The organism is Microbacterium timonense (genome assembly GCF_900292075.1).
Lineage (GTDB): Bacteria > Actinomycetota > Actinomycetes > Actinomycetales > Microbacteriaceae > Microbacterium > Microbacterium timonense.
Map to the genome: position 1 here is coordinate 309,061 of NZ_OLMV01000002.1, position 20,849 is coordinate 329,909.

The following is a 20,849-nucleotide window of genomic DNA, read 5'->3' on the forward strand; positions in this document are numbered from 1 at the left end:
TGACGAAGCAAGGCAAGCTATCCGCATCGCGGGGCTCGGTGACCGTGAGACTTCAACCGAGCGCCGAGACTTCAACCCGCAACCGAAGTCTCGGCGCTCTCCCGAAGTCTCGCGGGTGGGGAACCGGCCCTGAGCGTGCCCGGCGCGGCCCCGACGAGCGCCTCCGCGGCACGGGCCGTGCGCTGTGCGAACCGCGTGGTGTCGGTTCCCCGAGCGAGGGACTGGGCGTTCAGGCCGTCGATCATGCCGATGAGCTGCCACGCCACCTCGCCCGGCTCGGTGGTCGTGAACGCGCCGGTGCGGCATCCGTCCGAGACGATGGTCTCGACGAGGCTCTGCCAGTGCTGCATCTGCTCACGCACGGCGCGCGCGAGCACCTCGTTGCGGCGCGCGATCGCCCACCCCTCGACCCACACCACGGTCAGCTCCTCACGATCCCCGTTCATCAGCGTGTCGATGAGCGCACCCAACCGCTGCGCCGGCCCCGCCACCTCGGCGATGAGGCGTTCCACTTCGCGCACCTCCTCCTGCACGAGACCGGTATACACGCGCGCCACCAGGTCGTCCATCGATGGCTGGTAGTGCGCGACGAGCCCCGGGGCGACGCCGGCCCGCTCGGCCACCGCGCGCAGCGTCAGAGCACTCAGCCCCTGTTCACGAGCGACGGCGGCGGCGGCCGCGACGATCTCGGAGGCACGCTCCGCGGGCGCCTTGCGCGTGCGAGGCCGGCTGCTGGTTGACATCGTCCCGCCAGCATAGATATCTTCCCTATTGATCGCTAGATCAATTGCCGGGACGCGCCGGCGAGGAAGGGGCGACGATGGCCTGGAGGATGCCGCACGAGGGCGACCCTCACGAGCGCACCTGGATGGCGTTCCCCAACGAGGGGCCGACGCTGGGCGACGACCCCGCGGAGCAGGAGCGGTTCTACGCCGCCTGGGCCGCCGTGGCGAACGCGGTGACCGGCTTCGAACCGGTCACGATGCTCGTCGACCCATCGAAGCTGGATCGTGCCCGGCGCATGCTCTCCTCCGACGTGGAGCTCATCCCGGCGCCCGTCGACGAGTTCTGGTTCCGCGATCACGGTCCGACCTTCGTCGTCGACGACGATCGCCCCGGCGTGCTCGGCGCGGTCGACTGGGTGTTCAACGGCTGGGGGGCACCCGAGTGGGCGTCCTGGACGAAAGCCGCCGAGCACGCGCGGTTCACGGCCGGCCTCACCGGTGCCGAGGTGGTCAGTTCGCTGCTGGTCAACGAGGGCGGGGGCATCCACGTCGACGGTGAAGGCACCGTCCTGGTCACCGAGACGGTGCAGCTCGACCCGCGCCGCAATCCGTTCGCCGACAAGGCGCGGGTCGAGGCGGAGCTGGCCCGGACCATCGGCGCGACGAAAGCGGTGTGGCTTCCGCGCGGCCTCACACGGGACTACGACGAGTTCGGGACCAACGGCCACGTCGACATCGTCGCGACGATCCCGGCGCCGGGGCGGCTGCTGCTCCACGCGCAGCAGAATCCCGAGCACCCCGACTTCGCGGTGACTCGTCGACTGCGCGAGCATCTGTCCGCGCAGACGGATGCCGCCGGCCGCCCCTTCGAGATCATCGACCTGCCCGCGCCAGGCACGCTGCGCGATCACGAGGGCTTCGTCGACTACAGCTACGTCAACCACCTCGTCGTCAACGGCGGCGTGATCGCGTGCGGGTTCGGCGAGGATCGGGCCGACGCACAGGCCCGCGAGATCCTCGAGGAGGCCTACCCCGGTCGCCGCGCCGTCACCGTCGACGCGCGGCAGATCTTCGCCGGAGGCGGCGGCATCCACTGCATCACCCAGCAGCAGCCGGCCCTGCGACCGGACCCGGATGAGCGCTCGGCGGCCGGGTCGTCGAGCGAGGCAGCGCCGGCGGCCGACACGGACCGCACCGCACCTGGAGAGGGCCGATGAGCCGCCGCTACCCGGTGGTCGAGAAGACGATCGCGCAGCTGCGCGCCGATCTGGCGTCCGGCGCGGTGACCGCCGTCGAGCTCGTCGACGCCTACCTGGCCCGCATCGACGCCTACGACGCGCCGGGCACGGCCACCGCACTGAACGCCGTGGTCGTGCGCAATCCCGACGCGCGCGCCGAGGCCGCGGCATCCGATCTGCGCCGCGCCGAAGGGCGGGTGCTCGGGCCGTTGGACGGGATCCCCTACACGGCGAAGGACTCCTTCCTGGTGCGAGGGCTCACGGCGGCGGCAGGGTCCCCGGCGTTCGCCGACCTCGTCGCGCAGCGCGACGCCTACTCCATCGAACGTCTGCGTGCGGCCGGCTGCATCCTGCTCGGCCTCACGAACATGCCGCCGATGGCCAACGGGGGCATGCAGCGTGGGCTCTACGGGCGCGCGGAGAGCCCGTACAACGCCGCCTACCTCACCTCCGCGTTCGGGTCGGGCTCGTCCAACGGCTCCGGCACCGCGACCGCGGCCAGCTTCGCCGCGTTCGGTCTGGGCGAGGAGACCTGGTCCAGCGGCCGCGCGCCCGCCTCGAACAACGCACTGTGCGCGTACACCCCGTCGCGCGGCGTCATCTCCGTGCGCGGGAACTGGCCGCTCGTGCCGACGATGGACGTCGTCGTGCCGCACACCCGCACCATGGCGGACCTGCTCGAAGTCCTCGACGCCCTGGTCGCCGACGACCCCGAGACACGAGGTGATCTCTGGCGCGCGCAGCCCTGGATCACGATTCCGGATGCCTCTACCGTGCGCCCCCCGTCGTACCCGTCGCTCGCGCCGGGCGATCCCGAGAGCGCCCGCGCGGCTCTGCGCGGACGACGCTTCGGTGTGCCGCGCATGTACATCGGCGCGGATCCCGACGCCGGCACGAACCCCGACGGCGGCATCGGCGGGCCTACCGGTACCCGCATCCACCCCCGGCCGTCGGTGCTCGCGCTGTGGCAGCGCGCGCGTCGTGACCTGGAAGCGGCCGGCGCCGAGGTCGTCGAGGTGGACTTCCCGGCCGTGACGAACTACGAGGGCGACCGGCCCGGTGCGCCGACGATCAAGACGCGAGGGCTCGTCAGCGGGGCCTTCCTGCACCGCGAGATCGTCGACCTCTCGGCGTGGGCGTGGGACGACTTCCTGCGGGCCAACGGCGATCCGGCTCTCCACCGGCTCGACGACGTCGACGGGACCACGATCTTCCCGCATCCCGCCGGTGCGCTGCCCGACCGGTACACCGGCTTCGACGACGACATCGCCACCTACCCCTCGCAGGTGCGCGACCACCCGTACCGGTCGTTCGCCGACATCCCCGAGATCGAGCACGGGCTGCCAGGCCTGGAAGAGACGCGTCGCGTCGATCTCGAGGAGTGGATGTCGCGGCTCGAGCTCGACGCCGTGGTCTTCCCGGCCGTCGCCGACGTCGGCCCGGCCGACACGGACGTGGACGAGGCATCGGCCGATCTGGGGTGGCGCAACGGCGTGTGGGTCGCCAACGGCAACCTCGTGATCCGCCACCTCGGCATCCCGACGGTGACCGTGCCGATGGGCACGATGGACGACATCGGGATGCCGGTGGGCCTCACGATCGCAGGGCGCGCGTACAGCGACAACGAGCTGCTGGCCTGGGCGGCGGCGTTCGAGGCACTCCGTCCCCGACGGACGACTCCCGCCCGCACGCCGGAGCTCGGCTGACGCCGGCGGACGCCGGAACTCGGCTGACGCCGGCGCACGCCGGAAGTCCGACCGCCGAGGTCAGCGGAGGTTCGAGCGCAGGTCCTCCCCCGCCTCGCCGATCGCCGCTGCAGCATCGGGTGCAGGCAGGGCCGCGGCATCCCCGTCGTCCGCCGCCGGCGGCGCCGCCGCGGCATAGGCGTCGGAGAGCTCACGATACGGCTTCGAGACGAAGGCGAGCAGCACGACCAGCAGCAGGACCAGGCTGGCACCGACGAAGGCCAGCGCGATGCCGCGCGCCTGGCCGTCGCCGAGCAGCCAGCCCAATGCGTTCTGGCCGTCCTGCGACTCCATGTACGGGATGAGCCAGAACTGCGCGAGCGGGCCGATGATGAACGCCGAGATGGGCGCGGCGGCCGACTCGACGCTCGCGGCGAAGCCGAACACTCGGCCCTGCTTCTCGAACGGCACGACGCGCTGCACGATCGTCTGCTCCGAGGCCTCCGCGATCGGCATGAGCGCCATGAACACGAGGATGCCCAGCCCGTACAGCCACCAGAACTCGCGGATCGCGAACGTCATGCCCAGCAGCGCGATGCCGATGTTGACCAGGAGCATCGTGCGGACGGGGTTCTTGCCGAGACCGAACTTCGCCACGAGCGCGCCGCCGATGATGAACCCGAAGCTCGTCACGCCGAGGACGATGCCCCACATCTCCACCGAGAAGAGCGTCAGCCCGTAGGGATCCATGAGGGCCATGAAGACGCCGCCCACGAGGTTGTTGAAGGTGGAGAAGAGGATCAGGGCGAGCAGGCCCGGAACCGCCATCACCGCGGGGATCACACCGCGGAAGCCGAAGCCCTGGGGCGCGGCACCCTCGACGTGGGCGACGCCGCGCTCGGGGATCGGCACGAACAGCAGGTGCACGAGGGCGATCGCGGTCGCGGCGATGGCGATCGCGGTCGTCCACCCCATGCCGAGCAGGCCTATCGACAGACCCGAGAACACGCTGGTGACCATGAACGCGATGCCCTGGACCGCGCCGACCAGTCCGTTCGCGCGATCGCGGCGATCGGCGGGGACCAGCAGGGTCACGGTGGTGGACAATGCGATGTTGCGCAGGTTCTCCACCACGCCGCCGATGAGGATGACTCCGGCGAACGCCCAGAACCAGGGCCCGCCCCAGTCGAGCAGCGTGCTCTCAGGGAACGCCAGGTACATGGCCCCCGCGACCACGTAGGCGGTCAACGTCACGATGCTCGACAGGAGCATGACCGCCTTCTTCTTCATGCGGTCGACGATCACGCCGAAGACCACGCCGAAGACGGCGACCAGCAGCATGTACGACCCGCCGATGATGGCGGTGGCGAGCACCGACTGCGTCTCGAGGTACACCCAGAAGGTGAGCGCGAACCACAGATAGCTCGTCGTGACGTTCGCCACGGCGGTGTTGACGAGCACCTGGTGGAACGCCCGCAGCGTGCGCGGGCCGGGCGCCTGCGGGAGGGACGGGTCGGTCGTCGGGGCGGCCCCGGAAGGGGTCGGCTGACTCATGCGATGATTCTCCGGCGTGTGCGCGAGCAGGGGTGGACGTGCGAGGGCCTAAGCTGAATGTGGACACTGTTCACATTCGATGTTCACACCGTACACACGGGAGCGGGGAGGCGCAATGACTTCACCCGCGCGCACGTACCACCACGGCGACCTGCGTCGCGCGCTGGTCGACGAGGGGCTCCAGCTCGCGCGCACCGGTGGACCGGCATCCGTCACGCTCCGTGAGGTGACGCGGGCCGTGGGCGTCTCCCCCAACGCGGCCTACCGGCACTTCGCCGACCGCGACGCCCTCGTGCGCGCGGTCGCACGGGAAGCGCAGCTCGCCCTGGCCGCGGCGATCAGCGATCGGGTCGCGAAGACCCCTCCCACCCTGCCGCCGGCGGATGCGGCGATCGAGCGCCTGCGCCGTGTCGGCCTCGCATACATCGACTTCGCCCGGGCCGAGCGCGGCTGGTTCGAGATCGCGTTCTTCACGCAGGACACCCACGCCAACAACGCCATCGTGACGCTCGACGACGAGGTCGTGGCCCCCTTCCGCCTGCTGATGGAGACGCTCGACGCCATGGTGGAGGCCGGCGCCCTCGACGCCGATCGGCGCCCCTTCGCGGAATGGGCCTGCTGGTCGGCCGTGCACGGGTTCGCCGACATCGCCGTGCACGGCCCGGTGCGGTGGCAGCCCGAGCCGGTCATCGACGCCCTCGCGGCATCCGTCGTGGAGGCCGCCATCACCGGCGTGCGCGGGGCGCCGGCCCCGCCCGCGACCGGCCGCGACCTCGGCGAATCCTCGTAGACTTCGGGCCATGACAGGTCGCGGCGACCTCGCCGACACCCGCGCCGATGCCTCGCCCGACGGGCCCGCGCCCACCCTGCTGCGCCGCGGACTGTGGTGGGCCGGAGACTACGCGTACGCCGTGCGGCAGCAGTTGGGGGTGCTCGCCCCACCGTGGGCGATCGGCCGACCACGCCCCACCCCGGCGGCCTGGCATCGTGGTGACGCCGAACGCCCGGAGATCTATCTGCTCCCCGGGGTCTACGAGCACTGGACGTTCCTCCGCCCGCTCGGCGACGCCCTCGCCCAGGCCGGCCATCGCGTGCGCGTCCTTCACGGGCTGGGGGTCAATCGCCGGGGGATCGCCGAGACGGCCGATCGCCTCGCGCGACTGCTCGAGCGCCGGCCCGCGCCCGCGGCGGGGCGCGTGCTCGTGGCGCACAGCAAGGGCGGGCTCATCGGCAAGCACGTCCTCGTGACCACGGGCGCGGCCGCCCGCGCCGCGGCGGCGGCCGCCGGCGGCGATGACCCGGCCGAGGCGGCGAGCACCGCCTCGCTCACCGGCGACCGACCGCTGGGCCTTCTCGGAATGGTGGCGGTGGCGACGCCCTTCGGAGGCTCGCGACTGGCGGGACTGTTCATCGACCCCAGCATCCGGGCGTTCCGCCCGCGCAACGCGACCATCGTCATGCTCGGCCGTGAGACTTCCGTCAACGGGCGCATCGTGTCGGTCTTCGGCCCGTTCGACCCGCATATCCCCGAAGGCAGCGCGCTGGACGGCGCGACCAACGTCCGCGTGCCGACGCCCGGTCACTTCCGCGTACTGGGGTCGGCCACGACGCAGCGTGCCGTCGTCGAGGGCGTCGCCCGTCTCGCACAGCCGTCGGCGGACTGAGCCTGGCGCCGCGGCCTGCTCAGCGACGGGCGGGCGGAGGGGGCGCCGACCCGGGCCGCCACACCAGCGTGTGGCCGGTCGCGGCGAACGTCTCGTTGCCTGCCAGCTTGCCGGTGGTCGTGGACTTCACCACGAAGCCGAGCGTCTCGTAGAACCCGCGCGCAGTGTTGCCGTCGAGGACTTCCAGTTCGACCGGCGCGTCCGCTCGCTCGAGGAAGTGCTCGACGAGCGCCCGGCCCACCCCGCGGCGATACAGGTCCGGGTCGACGTAGATCCAGGTGATCTCTCCGCCGTCCTCGCCCACGCTGCCGGCGAGGAAGCCTGCGACGCGGCCGTCGAGTTCCGCCACCCACACCTCGTCGTCGAAGAGGCCCTCGTTCTCGTACGTCTCGGCGAGGGTGAGATAGGCGTCCAGAAGGCCCGCGCCCCGAAGCTCGTCCACGCGCGCGGCATCGTGGATGCGACTGACGGCATCCCAGTCGCTCGCCCGGTACGGACGGATGCGGACCGTCACGGCGCGCCCCCGTCGATCGCGGTGATCGTCGCGCGCCACGCGGCGAGGACTTCGACGTGGCGCAGCAGGAAGGCCCGCTCATCCAGACGCTTGCGCCGCAGCCAGCCGGTGACCTCGTCGTTGCTCTTGCTGGCGTTGCAGGAACGACAGGCCGGCACGACGTTCTCGAACGTGTACCTGCCGCCGCGGGAGATCGGCAGCACGCAGTCCTTCTGGAAGGGGCCCGCCTCGGTGCCGCAGTACGCGCAGGCGCCCCACGCTTCGAGCAGGGCCTGCCACTCCTGCGCGGTGAGGTCGTTGTCGGCGGCGGCGACCCGCCGCGCGCGACGTCGTGCGGCGCGCGCCCGCCTGGTCTGACTCAGCGCCATGATGCGAGGGTACGGGCGCGGAACGCCGCGGGACGGCCGACGCACCGCGGTCACCGCGGGGTCGCCGCGACCTCGGGCTCGGGCTCGCCGTCGAGCAGCTTGTGGATGGTCGTGACGACGCCGTTGTCGAGGTTCGACGGAGCGGAGTACCGCGCCCGCGCCGCGACGTCGGGGTGGGCGTTGGCCATCGCGAACGAGAGGGCCGCGGCATCCATCATCTCCAGGTCGTTGAGGTAGTCCCCGAAGACAGCGGTCTGCTCGGGGGTGATGCCGGTGGCCGCCTGCAGGCGCCGCAGCGCCGCGCCCTTGTTCACGCCCTGGTTCATGACGTCGATCCAGTGCTGCCCCGAGACGACCACCTGGTGCGATGCCCGCAGGTCCTCCAGCGCCGGCGCGGTGGTCGCCGCATCGGCGAAGTCGAAGATCGCCGCCTTGAGCACTTGATCGTCCAGGCGCACGAGGTCGTCGACGATCTGCAGCTTCGCGTAGTACTTCTCCGCCTCGGCGAGGAAGGGCGCATCCGCGCGCTCGATGTAGGCCGACCGCTTGCCGCACACGACGATGCCGAGATCCCTGCCCGATGCGACGAGCCCGCGCACGCGGGCGATCAGCGACGCCGTGAACGCGGCATCCATGGCGTCGGTGCTGATCTCGGTGTCGCCTTCGACGACGTACGCGCCGTTCTCGGCGATGAAGACGGCGTCATCGAGGTGCCCGGCGAACGATCGCTGCAGCGTCGCCAGCTGCCGGCCGCTCGCCGGCGCGAAACGGATGCCGCGCTCGTGCAGCCGGTCCAGCAGCGGCCACAGATCGTCAGGAATGCGGCCCTCGCCGTCCAGCAGCGTGCCGTCCATGTCGACGGCGATCAGGCGCAGGTCGGGAGAGGGGAAGGGCATGACACCTCCAGCCTACGGTGGCGGTGCGGCTGCCGGATCGGGCGCATCTCACGGGCGCCGCACACCCCCGGTGAGTAACGCGTAACCCGCGCGCCCACTGTCGCGAGTACGTTAGGGGCGTGACCGCTCCCGTCGATGCCACCGCCACTTCCGCCTGGGCGGAGCTCAGCTCGCTCCGCGACTCGTTCTCGCCCGATCTGCGCGAATGGTTCGCGATCGATCCCCGGCGTGCCGAGCGGCTGAGCTTCGAAGCGGCCGACCTGCACGTCGACCTGTCGAAGAACCTCGTCACCGACGAGATCCTGTCGGCGCTCGTGCGCCTGGCCGAGCAGACGGGCGTCGCCGAACACTACGCGGCCATGCTCCGGGGAGAGCACATCAACACCACGGAGGACCGCGCGGTGCTCCACACCGCCCTGCGCCGGCCGGCGGGGGCGCAACCGGCCCTCGTGGTCGACGGTCAGGATGTCGACGCCGATGTGCAGGCGGTGCTCACCGCCATGACGGAGTTCGCCGACCGGGTGCGCTCGGGGCAGTGGAGCGGCGTGACGGGCAAGAAGGTCACGCACATCGTCAACATCGGCATCGGCGGCTCGGACCTGGGTCCCGTGATGGTGTCGGCGGCGCTCGAGCCGTATGCCACCGCCGGCATCCAGGCGCGGTTCGTCTCGAACATCGATCCCACCGACCTGGCGCAGAAGACGCACGACCTCGACCCCGAGACGACGCTGTTCATCGTCGCGTCCAAGACGTTCACGACCCTCGAGACGCTCACCAACGCGCGGCTGGCGCGAGACTGGCTGTGGCGGGGTCTCCAGTCCTCGGGCGCCATCGGCGCGTCGGGCGGGCTCACCGACGAAGAGAAGACGGATGCCGTCGCCCACCACTTCGTCGCCGTCTCGACGGCGCTCGACAAGGTCGCCGCGTTCGGCATCGACCCCGTCAACGCCTTCGGGTTCTGGGACTGGGTCGGCGGACGCTACTCGGTGGACTCCGCCATCGGGCTCTCGCTCATGATCGAGCTGGGACCGGACGTGTTCCGCGAGTTCCTCGCCGGTTTCCACGCCATCGACGAGCACATGCGCACCACACCGCTGGAGCGGAACGTGCCCGTCCTCATGGGTCTGCTCAACATCTGGTACTCGAACTTCCTCGGCGCGCAATCGCACGCGGTGCTCCCCTACGCGCAGCAGCTGCACCGGTTCCCGGCCTACCTCCAGCAGCTGACGATGGAATCCAACGGCAAGTCCGTCCGATGGGACGGCTCCGCGGTGACCACCGAGACGGGCGAAGTGTTCTGGGGCGAGCCGGGGACGAACGGGCAGCACGCGTTCTACCAGCTGATCCACCAGGGAAGCAGGCTCATCCCCGCAGACTTCATCGCGTTCGCGAATCCGGCCTATCCGCTCACGGACGGTGACCGCGACGTCCACGGCCTGTTCCTCTCCAACTTCCTGGCGCAGACGAAGGCGCTCGCTTTCGGAAAGACCGCCGAAGAAGTCGAGGCGGAGGGGACGACCGGCCCGCTCGTGGCCGCGCGGACCTTCGCCGGGAACAAGCCGACGACCTCAATCTTCGCCCCCGCCCTGACCCCGGCGGTGCTGGGCCAGCTGGTGGCGCTGTACGAGCACATCACCTTCACGCAGGGCGTGGTCTGGGGTGTCAACTCGTTCGACCAGTGGGGCGTGGAGCTGGGCAAGCAGCTCGCCCTGCAGATCGCACCGGCCATCGAAGGGGACGAGGACGCGGTCGCCGCACAGGATGCCTCGACCCGATCGCTGCTGGCGTACTACGCCGCCCACCGCACGGCGTAATCGCGCGCGCGGCGGCCGCCGCGTTCACGTTCCTTCCAGGCAAATGCCGGGAGTCGTCCAGACGGCATGAGGCAGACTCGGGGACTTGTGCGTCCGACCCGACGGACGCGCCGCGCTGCCGCGCAGCGCGGAATCCCCGAAGGAACGTACGTTCGCCATGCATTCAGACAAGTCACGTGCCCATGCCCGTCGCCGCTCCCGCTTCTTCGTCCCCGGTGTCGCCGCCGGCACCGCGCTCGGCGTCCTCGCCACCGTCGGCCTGACACTCGCGTCTCCGACGCTGGCCGCCGCCGCGCCGGTGGCCGCGTCCGCCATCGTGTCGGTCGCCGCTCCGGGAGCGACCGCCGGCACTCTGCGCGACATCCGCACGGACGCCCAGAGCACGCTCCTTGCCGCCCGCACCGCGGCGAACCAGGCGGAAGCGGTGGAGGCCGACATCGCGGCCTCGGGCCTGGACGTCGGCGTCCCCGACACCACCATCGACACCTCGGCACTGGAGGAGTCGATCGACCGCCTCTCCGACCTCGAGCTCGCGCCCATCCTGCTCGTTCCCACCCTCACGGCCGATGCCGAGCAGGTCTCGGACAAGGTGTCGGCTCGAACCGCAGATCTGCGCGAGCGCCTGGATGCCGCCAAGGCGCAGAAGGCGGCCGAAGAAGCGGCCGCTGCCGCTGCCGCCGCTGCCGCCGAAGCGCAGCGCCAGGCCGAAGCCGCGGCTGCCGCCCTCGCGGCGGCGAACACGCCCGAAGGCGCCAAGGCGACCGCTCGCCAGCTCGCCGCGTCCCAGTACGGATGGGGCGACGGGCAGTTCTCCTGCCTTCAGTCGCTGTGGAACAAGGAGTCCGGCTGGAACTATCAGGCCTACAACGCCGGTAGCGGCGCGACCGGCATCCCCCAGTCCCTGCCGGGGAACAAGATGGCCAGCGCCGGCGCCGACTGGCAGACGAACGCGGCCACCCAGATCCGCTGGGGACTGGACTACATCGCCCGCGCCTACGGCACGCCATGCGCTGCGTGGGGCCACTCGCAGGCGACGAACTGGTACTGAGCGACCGGCTCTAGTCGAGGTGGCCCGATCCCGGGCCGTAGAGCTCGGCGATCTTCTGCGAGGAGTGCCAGCCGTCGTACGTGTCGGACTGCGGCCACCCGTCCGGTGAGTCCTGCCACGGCTCCCGGCGCCCGTACGGCAGCACGTCGATGAGCGGGAACGTGTGGCTCAGCTGCTCCGTGCCCCGGCCGTTGGTGTGCCACGTGCGGTAGACGGTGTCGTCGTGGCGCAGGAACACGTTGACGGCGAACCCGCCGCCCGCCGGGGCATCCATGTCCGCCCCGAAGGGGCTGTCGGCCGTCGAATACCAGTCCATGCGGTTGCCCGTGCGCTCCTTGTACTCGAGCGCCTCGTCGATCGGGCCCTGCGTGACGATGACGAACCGGGCGTCGTACGGCTCGAGGAACTTCAGGCGCGTGAACTGCGACGTGTAGCCGGTGCAGCCGGGGCAGTGCCATCGCTTGCCCTCGAACCACATGTGGTTGTAGACGATCAGCTGCGATCTGCCTTCGAAGATGTCGACGAGGCGTACCGGCCCCTCCTTGCCGACGAGGGTGTAGTCGGGCAGTTCGACCATCGGCAGCCGCCGGCGCTGCGCCGCGATGGCGTCCAGCTCGCGCGTGGCGGCCTTCTCGCGAACCCGCAGCTCGGCCAGTTCGCGGCGCCAGGTCTCGAGGTCCACGACGGGCGGAAGCGCTTGCGGGGTGGTGCTCGACATCGGAACCTCCAAGTTCGCTCGGCCGTATGTTCACACTGTACACATCGGTGCATACGGGTCAAGAGGCCGGCGCGATCGGCGGGCACCGCCGTCTAGGGTGGCGTCATGACCTGGCAGACCCTCGCTTCGCGCGTCGTGTACGAGAACCGCTGGATCCGTGTGCGCGAGGACGACGTGGTCGGCCCGCACGGCGACGGGATCTACGGCGTGGTCGAGGTGCGGCATCCCGCCGTGTTCGTGGTCGCGCTGGACGACGAGGATCGCGTGTGCCTCATCTCGCTGCATCGGTATGCGACGGGCGCGACTTCGCTCGAGGTGCCCGCCGGTGGCTCAGACGGCGAGGACCCGCTGGTGGCCGCGCGGCGCGAGCTCGAGGAGGAGACGGGGTTCACGGCATCCGACTGGACCGAACTCGGCCGGATGCAGGCGCTCAACGGCGTCGCCGACGCGCCCGAGCACGTCTTCCTGGCGCGCGGACTGCAGCGCGTGACGGATGCCTCGGGCTCGCAGCGCGACGAGGGCATCGATGCCGTCCACTGGGTGCCCTTTCCCGAGGCGCTGGGCTTCATCCGCGAAGGCCGGATCACCGACGGCGAGACGATCGCCGCGCTGGCGTACGCCGCGATCCACCTCGGCCGGCTGGGCTGAGACGCGCGCGAAACGGATCACAAAAAGATAACGGCAAACCCTTGCCATCGTTACCTGGCCGTTATAGAGTGCTTGCACGGTAGTTGTTTTGCTGTGGCAGCTACCGGCATGTGATTGCAGGACACTCTTGGTGCAAGGGACAAGGGCCGGTCGGTAGCCTCTCCGACCGGCCCTTACTCTTGCCCTCCGTGGCTAGTGCGTCACCGCCTTCTCGGCGCCGACGCCCGTGAGGGAGCGCACCTCCATCTCGGACTGCTTCACCGGGTCTTCGCGCGTCTTGTCGAGCAGGCTCACGATCCAGCCCAGCAGGAACGCGAGCGGGATCGAGATGATGCCGGGGTTCGACAGCGGGAACCAGGCGAAGTCGATCGCATCCGTCTTCAGCATCGATGTCTCCGAGCCCGAGACGACCGGCGAGAACACGATGAGCACGATCGCCGCGGCGAGGCCGCCGTACATGCTCCACAGCGCGCCCTTCGTCGTGAAGCGCTTCCAGAACAGCGAATAGACGATCGTCGGCAGGTTGGCCGAGGCGGCGACCGCGAACGCCAGCGCCACGAGGAAGGCGACGTTCTGACCGTTCGCCCCGATGCCGCCGATGATCGCCACGATGCCGATGACGACCACGGTGCGACGGGCGACCTTCACCTCGGCGCCCGGCTCGGGCTTGCCCTTCTTCACGACCGACGCGTAGATGTCGTGCGCGAACGACGCAGCCGCTGTGATCGTCAGGCCGGCGACCACCGCGAGGATCGTCGCGAAGGCGATCGCCGAGATGAGCCCCAGCAGCAGCGGTCCGCCGAGCGAGAAGGCGAGCAGCGGGGCTGCCGAGTTCGGTCCGCCCGGGGCCGCGGCGATGACTGCGGGACCCACGAGCGCGGCGGCACCGTAGCCGAGCACGAGCGTGAACACGTAGAAGATGCCGATCAGCCAGATCGCCCACACCACCGACTTGCGGGCCTCCTTGGCGGTCGGCACCGTGTAGAAGCGCATGAGCACGTGCGGCAGTGCCGCGGTGCCGAGCACGAGCGCGAGTCCCAGCGAGAAGAAGTCGATCTTCGAGACGTCCGAGACGCCGTACTTCAGTCCCGGGTCGAGGATCGCCGGGTTGCCGGCGACCTCGACGGCCTTGTCGAGCAGGGCCGAGAAGTCGAAGCCGTTGAGCGCGAGCACCCACACCGTCATGACGCCGGCGCCCGCGATGAGCAGCACCGCCTTGATGATCTGCACCCACGTGGTGCCCTTCATCCCGCCGATCAGCACGTACAGGATCATGAGGGCGCCGACCACCGTGATGACGACGGCCTGGCCGAGTTGATCGCCGACGCCGAGCAGCAGCGAGACGAGACCTCCGGCACCCGCCATCTGGGCCAGCAGATAGAAGAAGCAGACGACGAGCGTGGTGGTCGCCGCGGCGATGCGCACGGGCCGCTGCTTGAGGCGGAACGAGAGCACGTCGGCCATCGTGAACTTGCCGGTGTTGCGCAGCAGCTCGGCGACCAGCAGCAGGGCGACGAGCCACGCGACCAGGAAGCCGATCGAGTACAGGAAGCCGTCGTATCCGGTCATGGCGATCGCGCCCACGATGCCCAGGAACGATGCCGCCGACAGGTAATCGCCGGCGATGGCGGAGCCGTTCTGGCCTCCCGTGAACGACCGGCCGGCGGCGTAGTAGTCGGCCGCTGTCTTGTTGTTGCGGCTGGCCCGGAAGACGATGACCATCGTCACGGCGACGAAGGCCGCGAAGATCGCGATGTTGAGCCACGGCTCGCCGGGCGAGGTCGTGGCGGCTTGTGCGTGCACCATCAGCGCACCCCTTCCTCGGTCTGGAACTGGCCGGACGCGATCTCTTCTCGGATCTGCTCGGAGAGCGGGTCCAGTCGCTTGTTGGCGTAGTGCACGTACCACGTGGTGACGGCGAACGTGGTGATCACCTGCGCGAGGCCCAGCAGCATGGCGATGTTGACGCTCCCGAACACGCGAATCGACATGAAGTCGTGCGCGTAGCTGGCCAGCAGCACGTAGGCGAAGTACCAGGCCAGGCACACGCCCAGCACGGGGAAGACGAAGCTGCGCTGGGTGCGCCGCAGCCTCTGGAAGTCGGGTGATCGTTGAACGGCGCCGTAGTCGACCTCTGCGAGGCTCGTCTCGGCGCTCGGGGCATCGTTGCCCATGGCGTGTCTCCTTCGAGGGGATCAGCGCGGCCTGTCGACCACGCCGCTGTGTTGACAGTGCGACCATGGTCGCGTCGGGGCGCGACGGGATGTGGCGGCTGCCGCTCGTCGTCGGCGAACGGTGGCGGCGGTGCGACGAACGGCGGATCGGCGCCGGTGAACGACGGCTACGCTGGCGTGCATGCCGGAGTCGATGATGCTCGCCGCCGCCGGCGGCGTCGTCGCCGGGGCCCTGGCGGTGGGCATCGTCCTGCTGCTGCGGAGGGTGGTCCTCGCCTCGAAAGACCTGGGCACCGATGTCGAGCAGGCGACGTATCAGACGCTGCATCTTGCCAGTCGCGCCGCCAAGCACCTGCGTGGCGGCATCGCCCAGGGCGACGCGACGCGGGCGGGTCGTCACCTGCGCAGCCTGCTCGGATGCGAGACGCTCGCGCTCGTCGACGCCGGAGGACAGGTGACCATCGACGGCGACGACCCGGTGCGCGAGGTCGCCGGGCGACTGGCCGCCGAGGCCAGTCAGTCGGGGCGACCGCAGCTGCAGCGCCGCATCCGCGCGGCGGAACGCGAGATGGATGCCGTTGCCTCGCCGATTCTCGCCGGCGGCGCGCCCGCCGGCGCCATCGTCGCCTTCGCACCGCGCGTGCGCGCCGGTCTCGTGCGCGCGACCGGCGAGGTGGCCGACTGGGTCGCGGCGCAGGTGGAGCTGGGCGAACTGGATGCCTCACGTGCCGCCCTCGCCGAGGCCGAGGTGCGCGCGCTGCGCGCGCAGATCAGCCCCCACTTCATCTACAACTCGCTGAACGCGATCGCGTCGTTCATCAACACCGATCCGGCCAAGGCACGCGAGCTCGTGCTCGAGTTCGCCGACTTCACGCGCTACTCGTTCCGTCGCCACGGCGAGTTCACGACGGTGGCCGAGGAACTGCGCTCGATCGACAGCTACCTGCAGCTCGAGCGCGCACGTTTCGGCGACCGCCTGCGCGTCACGCTGCAGATCGCGCCCGAGGTGCTGTCGACGGTGGTGCCGTTCCTGTCGATCCAGCCGCTCGTCGAGAACGCGGTGCGTCACGGCCTGGAGAGCAAGGAGGGCGGCGGGCGCATCGTCATCGAGGCATCCGATCAGGGCGCGTTCGCCGAGATCAGTGTCGAGGACGACGGCGTCGGAATGGACCCGGCAGTGCTCGAGCGGGCACTGGCCGGCGCCGCCCCGGGCGAGCACGTCGGCCTGCGCAACGTCGACGCCCGCCTCCGCCAGGTGTACGGCGATGAGCACGGCCTCGTCGTGGAGACGAACGTCGGCGCCGGCACGCTGGTGCGCATGCGCGTGCCGAAATCGCAGCCCGGCCGGGTCGCGGCATCCACCGGCTCCGTCCGCGTGCCGAGCCGCGTCGAGGGCGCGACCCAGCTCGAGCGGGAAGTGAACGCATGATCTCCGTGCTCATCGCCGACGACGAGCAACCGGCGATCGACGAGCTCGCGTTCCTGCTCCGCCAGGACGCGCGGATCGGCGTCATCCACCAGGCGCCGTCGGGAGCCGAGGCGATCCGGCTGCTGACGCGGGAGCCGGTGGATGCCGTGTTCCTCGACATCCACATGCCGGGCCTCACCGGCTTCGACCTCGCGAGAGCACTGCAGCGCTTCGAACGCCGCCCGGCGCTCGTCTTCGTCACCGCCGACGAAGAGAGCGCCCTCGAAGCGTTCGACCTGGCCGCAGTCGACTACCTGCTGAAACCCGTGCGCACCGAGCGGCTGCAGCGTTCAGTCACCCGCGTCCTCGAGGCGATCCGCGCACAGGCTGCTCCGCCGACGGATGCCTCGGCCCCCTCCCGTCCGGAGCTCATCGCCGTCACGCTCGGCGGCACGACGCGCATGATCCGCCGCGACGAGGTGCGGTACGTGCAGGCGCAGGGGGACTACGCCCGACTGCACACCGAGGAGGCGAGCTACCTCGTGCGCGTTCCCATGTCGGACCTGGAGCGGCAGTGGTCCGACGCGTTCGTGCGCATCCATCGCTCGTACCTCGTCGCGATCCCGCACCTCGCGCGGCTGCGGCTGGCCGGCGATCGCCCGAGCGTCACCGTCGCCGGCGCCGAGCTGCCGGTGAGCCGCCGCCTGCTGCCCGCGCTTCGCGAGCGGCTCGAGACCGCGACGATCCGGCCACGGTCGTGACCTCGCCCTCGCAGCCGCCGGCCCGCGTGCGCGTCACCGCGCCGCGCGCCGATCCGCGTGCGATGCGGGCGGGGGCGCCTGACGCCCAGGCTCCGACCAGCGACATCGCGGGCATCTATGTGCGATCGCTGATCCGGTCGCAGCTGCGCCTGGGGGTCGTGGTGGCCGTGGGCTTCGTGGCGGCGACGGCGCTGTTCGTGCTCGCCATCGCCCTCGTGCCGCAGCTCGGCGCGACCTTCGTCTTCGGAGTGCCGTTGTCGTGGCTGCTGCTCGGCGTCGGGATCTACCCCCTCGCGATCACCGTCGCGGCGCTCTACGTACGCTCCGCGGCCCGCAACGAGGCCCGCTATCGCTCGCTTGCGGAGCACGAGTGAATCCCGCCATCGGCTATCTGGCGATCGCCGCCGTGGCGGTGACGTCGGCGCTCATCGGCTTCTACGGCCTGCGGGTGTCGCGCACGACGAGCGACTTCTATGTCGCCAGTCGCACGGTGCGCCCGTGGTGGAACGCGTCGGCGATCGGCGGCGAGTACCTGTCGGCCGCGTCGTTCCTCGGCATCGCCGGCCTGATCCTGCTGACCGGGGCGTCGGGCCTGTGGTTTCCGATCGGCTACACGGCCGGATACCTGATGCTGCTGCTGTTCGTCGCGGCACCGCTGCGGCGCTCCGGCGCCTACACCCTTCCCGACTTCACCGAGGCACGGCTGGAGTCCACGTGGGCACGACGCGTCACCAGCACGCTGGTGATCATCATCGGCTGGTTCTACATCGTCCCGCAGCTGCAGGGCGCCGCGCTCACCGTGCGGATCACGACGGGGCTGCCTGCCTGGGCCGGGTCGCTCGCCGTCGCCCTGATCGTCGCGGTCGTCGTGGCGGCCGGCGGCATGCGGTCGATCACGTTCGTGCAGGCGTTCCAGTACTGGCTGAAGCTCACCGCGCTCGCAATCCCGGTGGTCGCCATCCTGCTCCTCATCGGCGACACCCAGCCCGCCCTGCCTCCGGACGTGGCGTTCCCGGCGACCGCGGGACCCGGCGATCTCGAGGTCTACCACACGGTGTCGCTCATGGTGGCGCTGCTGCTGGGAACGCTGGGCCTCCCCCACGTGCTGGTGCGGTTCTACACGAATCCCGACGGCGTCGCGGCACGGCGGACGACCCTCATCGTCCTCGCGCTGCTGTCGGTGTTCTACCTCTTCCCCACCGCGTTCGGGCTCCTCGGCCGAGCCTTCGCCCCGGACCTCGCGGGCTCCGGCGACGCCGATGCACTGGTGCTGCTGCTGCCGGGGCGTCTCGTGCCCGGGCCTCTCGGCGAGGTGCTCACGGCGCTCGTGATCGCCGGGGCCTTCGGCGCCTTCTTGTCGACCTCGTCGGGCCTCGTGGTGTCGCTGGCGGGCGTCATCAGTCAGGACATGCTGGGCGGCAGCGTGCGCGGGTTCCGCATCGCCGCGGTGCTCTCGTCGTTCGTGCCGCTCGTCGTCTCTCTCGCGACCGAGCCTGCGGGACTCGCGGGCAGCGTCGGGCTCGTCTTCGCCTTCACGGCCTCCACTCTGTGCCCCGTGCTGCTGCTGGGCATCTGGTGGCGCGGCCTCACCGCCCGCGGTGCGATCGCGGGAATGCTCACGGGCGCGACGCTGTCGGGCGTCGCGATCCTCGGGGGCGGCATGATCTCCGGGTGGGCGGGCACGCTGCGACCGTTCCTGGAGCAGCCCGCGGCGTGGACGGTTCCGATCGCGGTGCTCGTCACCGTGCTCGTCTCGCTCGGCGATCGAGGGCGCATCCCCCGCGGCACGGATGCGTTCCTGACACGCCTGCACGTGCCCGAAGCGCCGGCCACACGGGGCTGACCAGATCCCCTTCCGGCGCGACCACCGCGTGCGCAGCTTCTCGGCGCGCGGGCGGCGTTTGCGCGGCGGTTCCTCCACAGGCGCGCGATTCGTCCGGCGATCCGGGGTTGTCCACAGAATTGCCTGATGACCTGCTCTTTCGGTCGATTCGAATGTCGGACCCCCTCGGCATCATGGAGGTATGCCGTTCCCCCTCGCCGACCTTCGCGACATGGCCCGCATGCTCGGCGATGCGTTGCGCGAGCCCCTGGTCGACGAGGCGCAGCGCACCCTCACCGACCATGAGCTGGTCGAGACGCTGCGGGTCGTGGAAGAGCTCGGACGGTGGGCGGATGCCGCGCGTCTGGGCCTTGCCGGTGAGGTCGGCCGTCGCAGCGAGCCGGGTGCCGCGGAGATGACCCTCACGGCCCGGTACGGATGCGACAGCCCCGCCGAGCTGCTCGAACGCGCGGTCGGAGTCTCGAACACGACCGCCCGAGCGCGGCTGCGGACGGCGCGCGCCGTCACGACGTGCACGAGCCTGACCGGACAGAGTCGGCCCGCGCCGCTCGAACTCGCGCGGCAGGAACTGGCTGCGGGGCGCCTCAGTCTCGATGCGCTGACGACGATCACCGATGGGCTTCGTCCGCTCCAGCGGCGCTGCAGCGCGGAAGACCTTGCGGCGGCCGAGACCGAGTTGGTGCAGGCTGCGGTCGGTGTCGCCGGCGATCCCCCGTGCAGCATCTACGAGTTGCGCATCATGGCCCAGACGTGGGCGTTGTACCTCGACCCCGACGGCACCCTTCCCGACGAGGACGGCGAGCGCAGGCGCACCTTCCGGCTCGGACGCCGACGCGACGACCTCTTCCCGGTCCACGGCATGGTGACAGCGGAGGTCGCGGCGACCCTTCAGCGGCTGCTCGACGCCCATCTCAACCCGCGCGTCCGGGACCGCGCGCCGCGGTTCGTCGAGATCCACGCGTCCGCCGGACCTGACTCACCCGACGACGAGCACGACGACGAGCACGTCCACGATCCGCGCACCGCGGATCAGAAGCGCCACGACGCCCTCGCGAGCATCCTCTCGTCCGCGGCGTCTGCCGCCGAGAGTCCGACGCTGGGGGGCGCCGCCCCGACCCTGGTCGTCACCGTCGCCGATGACCAGCTCGCCCGCGACGACGGTGTGGCATTCATCGACGGACCAGACGGCGCGGTCCCCGTTTCGGCGTCCTTCGCACGGCACGTCGGCTGCCACGGCACGATTCAGCGCGTGGCACTCAGCGCGAACGGAGCGATCAAGGCGCTCCGGGTGACCGACCGTGTCTTCTCGCCCTGGCAGCGCCGGGCGATCGCCGCGCGCGACGGGGGCTGCATCATCCCGGGCTGCCGCGTCCGCGCGGCCTGGTGCGAGATCCACCACGTCACGCCGTGGTCCCGGCGGGGGCCCACCGACGTGGGCAACGGCGTGCTGCTCTGCTGGCACCATCACCGGAGCATCGAGACGAGCGGGTGGGAGATCCGCATGGCGGACGGCGTGCCCGAAGTGCGACCGCCGACGTGGCTCGATCCACGACAGCGATGGCGGTCCGCCAACCGAGCGCTTCACCGCGAGCTGCAGAAGGCGCGGTTGGCCTGACCGTTCGCGCAGCGAACCGTCAGGCGGCGGCGGTGACGTCAGGCTCGTTCGATAAGGTGAGAATCATGTCGAGCCCTGAGGCATCCACTTCGGGGGCTTTCGGTCACCCCGTCAGCCCCTGACCCGCTGAGCATCCCCACCGATTCCTGCCGTCGTGCGCGGGAGTCGCGAGCGCG

The 20,849-nt window shown here is 70.7% G+C and carries 20 protein-coding genes; 12 read left to right on the forward strand and 8 right to left on the reverse strand.

The genetic code is table 11. From position 1 onward, the window contains the following. Positions 1-71: 71 nt before the first annotated feature. Positions 72-743, reverse strand: coding sequence for a TetR/AcrR family transcriptional regulator (locus tag C9992_RS07270; RefSeq protein ID WP_106814922.1), 672 nt, complete (start codon positions 741-743; stop codon positions 72-74). 77 nt (positions 744-820) lie between these two features. Between C9992_RS07270 and C9992_RS07275 the strand changes: the two genes are divergently transcribed. Both C9992_RS07275 and C9992_RS07280 read left to right on the forward strand, forming a co-directional pair. Further along, complete coding sequence (locus C9992_RS07275; RefSeq protein WP_106814923.1) at positions 821-1,942, forward strand: agmatine deiminase family protein; 1,122 nt, start codon at positions 821-823, stop codon at positions 1,940-1,942. Continuing rightward, the gene (locus C9992_RS07280; RefSeq protein WP_106814924.1) at positions 1,939-3,669 is read left to right on the forward strand and encodes an amidase; all 1,731 of its coding nucleotides are present in this window, start codon (positions 1,939-1,941) and stop codon (positions 3,667-3,669) included. The genes C9992_RS07275 and C9992_RS07280 overlap by 4 nt, the downstream gene beginning before the upstream one ends. A gap of 60 nt (positions 3,670-3,729) precedes the next feature. Here C9992_RS07280 and C9992_RS07285 read toward each other — a convergent pair whose 3' ends face one another. Then, on the reverse strand, positions 3,730-5,202 hold the full coding sequence (locus C9992_RS07285; protein ID WP_106814925.1) for an MFS transporter: 1,473 nt from the start codon (positions 5,200-5,202) through the stop codon (positions 3,730-3,732). 115 nt (positions 5,203-5,317) lie between these two features. On the opposite strand from C9992_RS07285, the gene C9992_RS07290 reads away from it, so the two are divergent. Both C9992_RS07290 and C9992_RS07295 read left to right on the forward strand, forming a co-directional pair. After that, on the forward strand, positions 5,318-5,992 hold the full coding sequence (locus C9992_RS07290; protein WP_106814926.1) for a TetR/AcrR family transcriptional regulator: 675 nt from the start codon (positions 5,318-5,320) through the stop codon (positions 5,990-5,992). Positions 5,993-6,002: 10 nt separating this feature from the next. After that, complete coding sequence (locus C9992_RS07295; protein ID WP_235008100.1) at positions 6,003-6,866, forward strand: esterase/lipase family protein; 864 nt, start codon at positions 6,003-6,005, stop codon at positions 6,864-6,866. Positions 6,867-6,885: 19 nt separating this feature from the next. On the opposite strand, the gene C9992_RS07300 is transcribed toward C9992_RS07295, so the two are convergent. The 3 genes from C9992_RS07300 to C9992_RS07310 are packed head-to-tail and all read right to left on the reverse strand — an operon-like array spanning position 6,886 to position 8,644. Further along, positions 6,886-7,380 carry a GNAT family N-acetyltransferase gene (locus tag C9992_RS07300; protein ID WP_106815312.1) on the reverse strand — a complete coding sequence of 165 codons (495 nt, stop codon included), beginning with the start codon at positions 7,378-7,380 and terminating at the stop codon, positions 6,886-6,888. Then, on the reverse strand, positions 7,377-7,748 hold the full coding sequence (locus C9992_RS07305; RefSeq protein ID WP_106815313.1) for an HNH endonuclease: 372 nt from the start codon (positions 7,746-7,748) through the stop codon (positions 7,377-7,379). Before C9992_RS07305 ends, C9992_RS07300 begins: the two co-directional genes overlap by 4 nt. Positions 7,749-7,798: 50 nt before the next feature. Further along, positions 7,799-8,644 (reverse strand): Cof-type HAD-IIB family hydrolase, encoded by an 846-nt coding sequence (locus C9992_RS07310; protein WP_106814927.1) that lies wholly within the window; start codon positions 8,642-8,644, stop codon positions 7,799-7,801. 119 nt (positions 8,645-8,763) lie between these two features. Here C9992_RS07310 and pgi point away from each other — a divergent pair, with 119 nt between their 5' ends. Together pgi and C9992_RS07320 are read left to right on the forward strand one after the other, a co-directional pair. After that, the gene (gene pgi / locus C9992_RS07315; protein ID WP_106814928.1) at positions 8,764-10,458 is read left to right on the forward strand and encodes a glucose-6-phosphate isomerase; all 1,695 of its coding nucleotides are present in this window, start codon (positions 8,764-8,766) and stop codon (positions 10,456-10,458) included. Between the two features lie 157 nt (positions 10,459-10,615). After that, entirely contained in the window at positions 10,616-11,506 is an 891-nt protein-coding gene (locus C9992_RS07320) for an aggregation-promoting factor C-terminal-like domain-containing protein (RefSeq protein ID WP_106814929.1), read from the forward strand. 10 nt (positions 11,507-11,516) lie between these two features. Here C9992_RS07320 and C9992_RS07325 read toward each other — a convergent pair whose 3' ends face one another. Then, the gene (locus C9992_RS07325; protein ID WP_106814930.1) at positions 11,517-12,224 is read right to left on the reverse strand and encodes a DUF899 domain-containing protein; all 708 of its coding nucleotides are present in this window, start codon (positions 12,222-12,224) and stop codon (positions 11,517-11,519) included. A gap of 105 nt (positions 12,225-12,329) precedes the next feature. Here C9992_RS07325 and C9992_RS07330 point away from each other — a divergent pair, with 105 nt between their 5' ends. Next, on the forward strand, positions 12,330-12,872 hold the full coding sequence (locus C9992_RS07330; RefSeq protein WP_106814931.1) for an NUDIX domain-containing protein: 543 nt from the start codon (positions 12,330-12,332) through the stop codon (positions 12,870-12,872). Positions 12,873-13,064: 192 nt separating this feature from the next. Here C9992_RS07330 and C9992_RS07335 read toward each other — a convergent pair whose 3' ends face one another. Together C9992_RS07335 and C9992_RS07340 are read right to left on the reverse strand one after the other, a co-directional pair. After that, positions 13,065-14,678: a solute symporter family protein gene (locus C9992_RS07335; protein WP_106814932.1), complete on the reverse strand. Its 1,614-nt coding sequence runs from the start codon at positions 14,676-14,678 to the stop codon at positions 13,065-13,067. After that, the gene (locus tag C9992_RS07340) at positions 14,678-15,046 is read right to left on the reverse strand and encodes a DUF485 domain-containing protein (protein ID WP_106814933.1); all 369 of its coding nucleotides are present in this window, start codon (positions 15,044-15,046) and stop codon (positions 14,678-14,680) included. The genes C9992_RS07335 and C9992_RS07340 overlap by 1 nt, the downstream gene beginning before the upstream one ends. A gap of 181 nt (positions 15,047-15,227) precedes the next feature. Between C9992_RS07340 and C9992_RS07345 the strand changes: the two genes are divergently transcribed. The 5 genes from C9992_RS07345 (at position 15,228) to C9992_RS07365 (ending at position 20,673) form a co-directional block, all read left to right on the forward strand. After that, positions 15,228-16,475, forward strand: a complete 1,248-nt coding sequence (locus C9992_RS07345) for a sensor histidine kinase (RefSeq protein ID WP_106814934.1) — start codon at positions 15,228-15,230, stop codon at positions 16,473-16,475. Further along, positions 16,472-17,215 carry a LytR/AlgR family response regulator transcription factor gene (locus C9992_RS07350; protein ID WP_106814935.1) on the forward strand — a complete coding sequence of 248 codons (744 nt, stop codon included), beginning with the start codon at positions 16,472-16,474 and terminating at the stop codon, positions 17,213-17,215. Before C9992_RS07345 ends, C9992_RS07350 begins: the two co-directional genes overlap by 4 nt. After that, on the forward strand, positions 17,212-17,589 hold the full coding sequence (locus C9992_RS07355) for a DUF485 domain-containing protein (RefSeq protein ID WP_235008102.1): 378 nt from the start codon (positions 17,212-17,214) through the stop codon (positions 17,587-17,589). Before C9992_RS07350 ends, C9992_RS07355 begins: the two co-directional genes overlap by 4 nt. Continuing rightward, complete coding sequence (locus tag C9992_RS07360; protein ID WP_106814936.1) at positions 17,586-19,058, forward strand: sodium/solute symporter; 1,473 nt, start codon at positions 17,586-17,588, stop codon at positions 19,056-19,058. Before C9992_RS07355 ends, C9992_RS07360 begins: the two co-directional genes overlap by 4 nt. Positions 19,059-19,239: 181 nt before the next feature. Further along, positions 19,240-20,673: an HNH endonuclease signature motif containing protein gene (locus C9992_RS07365; RefSeq protein WP_106814937.1), complete on the forward strand. Its 1,434-nt coding sequence runs from the start codon at positions 19,240-19,242 to the stop codon at positions 20,671-20,673. The last annotated feature ends 176 nt before the right edge of the window (positions 20,674-20,849 follow it).

Bases quoted from the DNA above. Each gene is read 5' to 3' on its own strand.
- C9992_RS07270 (WP_106814922.1), bottom strand. From the start codon at position 743: ATGTCAACCAGCAGCCGGCCTCGCACGCGCAAGGCGCCCGCGGAGCGT.
- C9992_RS07275 (WP_106814923.1), top strand. From the start codon at position 821: ATGGCCTGGAGGATGCCGCACGAGGGCGACCCTCACGAGCGCACCTGG.
- C9992_RS07280 (WP_106814924.1), top strand. From the start codon at position 1,939: ATGAGCCGCCGCTACCCGGTGGTCGAGAAGACGATCGCGCAGCTGCGC.
- C9992_RS07285 (WP_106814925.1), bottom strand. From the start codon at position 5,202: ATGAGTCAGCCGACCCCTTCCGGGGCCGCCCCGACGACCGACCCGTCC.
- C9992_RS07290 (WP_106814926.1), top strand. From the start codon at position 5,318: ATGACTTCACCCGCGCGCACGTACCACCACGGCGACCTGCGTCGCGCG.
- C9992_RS07295 (WP_235008100.1), top strand. From the start codon at position 6,003: ATGACAGGTCGCGGCGACCTCGCCGACACCCGCGCCGATGCCTCGCCC.
- C9992_RS07305 (WP_106815313.1), bottom strand. From the start codon at position 7,748: ATGGCGCTGAGTCAGACCAGGCGGGCGCGCGCCGCACGACGTCGCGCG.
- C9992_RS07310 (WP_106814927.1), bottom strand. From the start codon at position 8,644: ATGCCCTTCCCCTCTCCCGACCTGCGCCTGATCGCCGTCGACATGGAC.
- C9992_RS07320 (WP_106814929.1), top strand. From the start codon at position 10,616: ATGCATTCAGACAAGTCACGTGCCCATGCCCGTCGCCGCTCCCGCTTC.
- C9992_RS07325 (WP_106814930.1), bottom strand. From the start codon at position 12,224: ATGTCGAGCACCACCCCGCAAGCGCTTCCGCCCGTCGTGGACCTCGAG.
- C9992_RS07330 (WP_106814931.1), top strand. From the start codon at position 12,330: ATGACCTGGCAGACCCTCGCTTCGCGCGTCGTGTACGAGAACCGCTGG.
- C9992_RS07335 (WP_106814932.1), bottom strand. From the start codon at position 14,678: ATGGTGCACGCACAAGCCGCCACGACCTCGCCCGGCGAGCCGTGGCTC.
- C9992_RS07340 (WP_106814933.1), bottom strand. From the start codon at position 15,046: ATGGGCAACGATGCCCCGAGCGCCGAGACGAGCCTCGCAGAGGTCGAC.
- C9992_RS07345 (WP_106814934.1), top strand. From the start codon at position 15,228: ATGCCGGAGTCGATGATGCTCGCCGCCGCCGGCGGCGTCGTCGCCGGG.
- C9992_RS07350 (WP_106814935.1), top strand. From the start codon at position 16,472: ATGATCTCCGTGCTCATCGCCGACGACGAGCAACCGGCGATCGACGAG.
- C9992_RS07365 (WP_106814937.1), top strand. From the start codon at position 19,240: ATGCCGTTCCCCCTCGCCGACCTTCGCGACATGGCCCGCATGCTCGGC.